The organism is Streptomyces albidochromogenes (genome assembly GCF_005981925.1).
Classification (GTDB): domain Bacteria; phylum Actinomycetota; class Actinomycetes; order Streptomycetales; family Streptomycetaceae; genus Streptomyces; species Streptomyces albidochromogenes.
In genome coordinates, this window is sequence record NZ_VBVX01000443.1 from 1 (window position 1) to 4141 (window position 4141).

General features: G+C 76.8%; 2 protein-coding genes and 1 pseudogene. 1 reads left to right on the plus strand and 2 read right to left on the minus strand.

Going from position 1 to position 4141, the window contains the following annotated elements:
* Positions 1–318 precede the first annotated feature (318 nt).
* Positions 319–1338 (plus strand): ABC transporter ATP-binding protein, encoded by a 1020-nt coding sequence (locus tag E2E34_RS32040; RefSeq protein ID WP_138905354.1) that lies wholly within the window; start codon positions 319–321, stop codon positions 1336–1338.
* Between the two features lie 26 nt (positions 1339–1364).
* On the opposite strand, the gene E2E34_RS32045 is transcribed toward E2E34_RS32040, so the two are convergent.
* Positions 1365–2345, minus strand: coding sequence for a bifunctional riboflavin kinase/FAD synthetase (locus E2E34_RS32045; RefSeq protein ID WP_138905355.1), 981 nt, complete (start codon positions 2343–2345; stop codon positions 1365–1367).
* Positions 2346–2379: 34 nt separating this feature from the next.
* A pseudogene (locus E2E34_RS32050) lies at positions 2380–4141 on the minus strand (serine protease); the annotation flags it as partial.

Genomic DNA, 4141 nt, shown 5'->3' on the forward strand with positions numbered 1-4141 from the left:
GCCCTGCCTCCTCCCGGACCGGGTCACGCCCCGGCCTCCCGTCGCCCTTTGGGCGTGTCCCCGAACGCCGGGCGGGCTGGACGCGCCTGTTCGGCGGGACCGGCCTGCCGTACGGGCACGTCCGCCGGGCGGGGGCGCGCTGTCCGGCCGGCGGGGCGCCCCCGCCCGACGGGCCCGTCCGCCGCTTGCGGGCCGCGGCCCGGTTCGGGACGGGGCGAGCGGGGGAAGAGCTCCGCGCAGCCGCCCCGCCCGCACCGCGGCCCGATGTTCCGCAGACCGCAGCCCGTAGCCGCCCATCCACCGCCCCCGGAGCCAGACATGCGTACCCCTGCCCCTCCTCTCCTCTCCGCCGCCGGACTGCACGTCGCCTTCCCCGGGCGGCGCGGCGCGGCGACCGCCCGGGCCGTCGACGGGGTCGACCTCGACATCGGCCCCGGCGAGATCGTCGCCCTCGTCGGCGAGTCCGGCTGCGGCAAGACGACGCTCGCCCGCTCCCTGCTCGGCCTGGTGGCGCCCACCTCGGGCCACGTCACCTTCGCCGGCGCGCCCCTCGACTACGGCTCGCGCTCCCTCAAGGCGTACCGCAAACGCGTCCAGCTCGTGCTCCAGGACCCGAGCGGCTCGCTCAATCCGCGCCACACGGTGTACGACGCGGTGGCGGAGGGGCTGAGGATCCACGGCCACACCGGGGACGAGCGCGACGCCGTCGCGGGGGCGCTGTCCCGCGCCGGGCTCCGCCCTCCCGAGCGGTTCTTCCTGCGCTACCCGCACGAGCTCTCCGGCGGCCAGCGCCAGCGCGTGGTCATCGCCGGCGCGCTGGTCCTGGAGCCCGAACTGATCGTCGCCGACGAGCCGGTGGCCTCACTGGACGCGTCCGTACGGGGCGAGATCCTCGCCCTGCTCCTGTCACTGCGCGACGAACTCGGGCTCTCCGCCCTGGTGGTGACCCATGACCTGGGCCTCGCCTGGAACATCGCGGACCGCGTCGCGGTGATGTACCTGGGGCGGATCGTAGAGACGGGCCCGGCGGATCAGGTGCTGACGGATCCTCAGCACCCGTACACGCGCGCCCTGTTGTCCGTACTCCCGGAGTCCGGCGAGGTGCCGGTCGTCCTGACCGGCGAGCCCCCGGACCCGTCCCGGGTCCCGGACGGCTGCCGCTTCCACGCCCGCTGCCAGGTGCTCGCGTCCGGTGAGGCCGAGCGGGCGGGCGTCGCCACCGACTGCCGTACGACGCTCCTGCCGGTCCTGACCGGCGGCGACGAGGCGCAGGTCGCCTGCCACTGGGCGGCGGCCCGCGTCGCCGGGACGGAGACCGCCGGCGCGCTCGAACCCTAGGGCGGGCGAGGGGACGGCCGCTCGGGTTACCGGGTCGCCGGCCCCTCGGCCCGTGCCCGGACCTCGTACGCCTCGATCAGCTCGCTCGACCGCTTCACGTCCGCCCCGATCGCTTCCAGCAGCGCCTCGATCGAGTCGAACTTCTCCTGCCCGCGCACGTAGGCGAGGAAGTCGACGGCGACGTGCAGCCCGTACAGGTCGAGGCCGACCCGGTCGATGGCATACGCCTCCACCGTCCGCTCCGTGCCGTCGAACTGCGGGTTCGTGCCGACCGAGATCGCGGCGGGCATCCGCTCGCCCTCCACGGTCAGCCAGCCCGCGTACACGCCGTCGGCGGGGATCGCGGTGTGCGGCAGCGTCTCGACGTTCGCCGTCGGGTAGCCGAGCTCACGGCCGCGCTGCGCCCCGCGCACCACGACGCCCTCGACGCGGTGCGGCCTGCCGAGGATCTCCGCCGCTCCCTCGACGTCGCCCTCGGAGACGAGCCGCCGGGTCAGCGTGGAGGAGAACGGCTCGCCGCCGCCCGCCTCGCCACGCACGTACAGGTCGACGACCTCGACCTCGTAGTCGTACGTCTGCCCCAGCTCGGACAGGAACGCCACGTTGCCGGCCGCCCGGTGCCCGAAGCGGAAGTTGGGGCCCTCGATGACCGCCCGTGCGTGCAGCTTGTCGACCAGCACCTTGACGATGAAGTCGGCCGGCGAGAGCTTCGAGAACTCCTGGGTGAACGGCAGGATCAGCAGGGCGTCCACGCCGAGCTCCGCCATCAGCTCCGCCCGGCGGTGGTGCGGGGCGAGCAGCGGGGGGTGGCTGCCGGGGCGCACGACCTCGCTGGGGTGCGGATCGAACGTGACGACGACCGACGGCACGCCCAGCTCACGGGCGCGCTCGACCGCCCGCCCGATGATCAGCTGGTGCCCGCGGTGCACGCCGTCGTAGGAGCCGATGGTGACGACGCTGCGTCCCCAGTCCTGGGGGATGTCCTCCAAGCCACGCCAGCGCTGCACTGTGACCGCTCTCCTCGTCCGCACTCGAACCTGATTACGCAGGTCTAAGACTGCCATGCCCGCGGGGTGCGGCTCGCATCGGCATCGCGGAGGCCAGGCTGCCGACCGCGCGGCGGGCGCCCGGCCCCACCACGGCCGCCCATTCGTGCGGTGCGGCGGCCAGCCAGCCGGCGACGAGCGCGCCGAAACCGGGGACCTCGCGGGCGAGCCCGAGGAGCAGCCGGTCGAAACAGGCGGCCCCTTGCGGTGTACGGGCGAGGAGCATCCCGGTGCGGTGGACGAGGTCCCTGGTGCGGGCCTCGTCCCTGCTCCGCGCGCCGGTTCCGGCGGCCAGCAGCACCGCCTCCAGGACGCCGACGTCCCGCACCCCGCACTCCGCGTCCTGCCCGTGGCGTCCGTACCGCTGCTCGCAGTCCAGGAGTACGTCGAGCAGTTCGCCCCGCAGGGCCCGCGAGGCGCTGGTGCCGGGGGCGGCGAGCACGGGGGCGAGGGCGCGCCGTACCTGGCGGGGGTGGTCCCGCAGCAGGCCGGTGACCAGCGGCCGCAGGGCCGCGCGGGCTTCGGGGCCGTGTTCCAGGCACCGGTCGACGTACGCGGCGGCGTGCACGGCCTCGTCGGGGTGGCGGGCGACGTAGGCGCGGACGAGCTCGGCGGCGCGGGGGGCGAGCGCGGGCGCACGGACGTCGGCGAGCGCGCGCAGTACCTCGGCCGCGCCGTCGCCTCCGTCCGCGAGGCGCGCCAGGAAGGCGGCGAGGACGGGTGCGGGGTCGGTGGGAAGCGCGGCGGCGAGGGCGGCGGCGGGCAGCCGCGCGCCGTCGCGCGTCGCGAACGCCGCCAGCGCCCGGGGCAGGTAGCGCGGCCTCGTCTGCGGGTCGCGCACGAGCAGGCCCAGGGCGGGCCCGTGGAGGGAGGTGTCCCCGGGCCGGGTGAGCAGCGCCAGCGCGGCGTGGCGGAGCAGCTCGCGGTCGGCGCGGGTGGTGACGTACGGCGCGGTGGCGAGCCCGTGGGCGGCCGCGGCGGCCGGGCGGCCCGGCCGCGTGTCGTCGTGCGACCAGCGGTCGACGGCCCGGCAGAGCGCGGACGGCTCCTCCTCGGCGAGCGCGGTGAGCAGTTCGCCGGCGCGGGGGTGCCCGCTGTCGGCCAGGGCCTCGGTCAGGTCGTCGACGGCGAGCGCGCGGCGGGCGTAGAGGAGCGCCTGGGCGGTGTCGGCGACCGTGGGGCGCACGTCGGCGTCGTCGGTGGCGGGCAGCCGCCGCTCGTCGTCGAACCACTGGCAGAGCAGGGGCTGCACGCTGCGCGGCGCGGCTTCCAGGCGGCGCGCCACGGCGTCGAGGTACCGGCCCTGCGGCCGTACGGTCCCGCTCGTCCGGCCGGGCGGCCCGTCGGCGGGCACCAGCCGTCGCAGCAGATCCAGGCGGTGCTCCTCCGGGACGCGCAGCCGCTCCCAGAACGCGGGCCCGAACTCCCCCGGTGTCCCCGGCTCCCCGGCCCGGTCGAGCCAGTGCGGCGCGTCGCCCCTGACCGACCACCGGGTGATGGCGTCGGCCAGGACGCGCAGCACGCCCAGGCACCCGGTCGCGTCGTCCAGCCGCGACAGCACCGCTGCCAGCAGCCGGTAAGCCCACCAGGCGCTCCCGCCCGGTACGTCGTACCCGTCCTCGGTCTCCGCGGGACCCTCCCCGGCGGGGCCGTTCGGGGCCACGGCGGGCGTCCCTCCCCCGTCCCACGCCGCCCGGGGGGCCGGCAGGGCGGGCGCCGTGGAGTCCCGGGGCGGGCAACCGGCCGCGGCGGCGGGG

Excerpts from the sequence above, each read along its gene's own strand:
- E2E34_RS32040 (WP_138905354.1), top strand. The coding sequence starts at position 319 with ATGCGTACCCCTGCCCCTCCTCTCCTCTCCGCCGCCGGACTGCACGTC.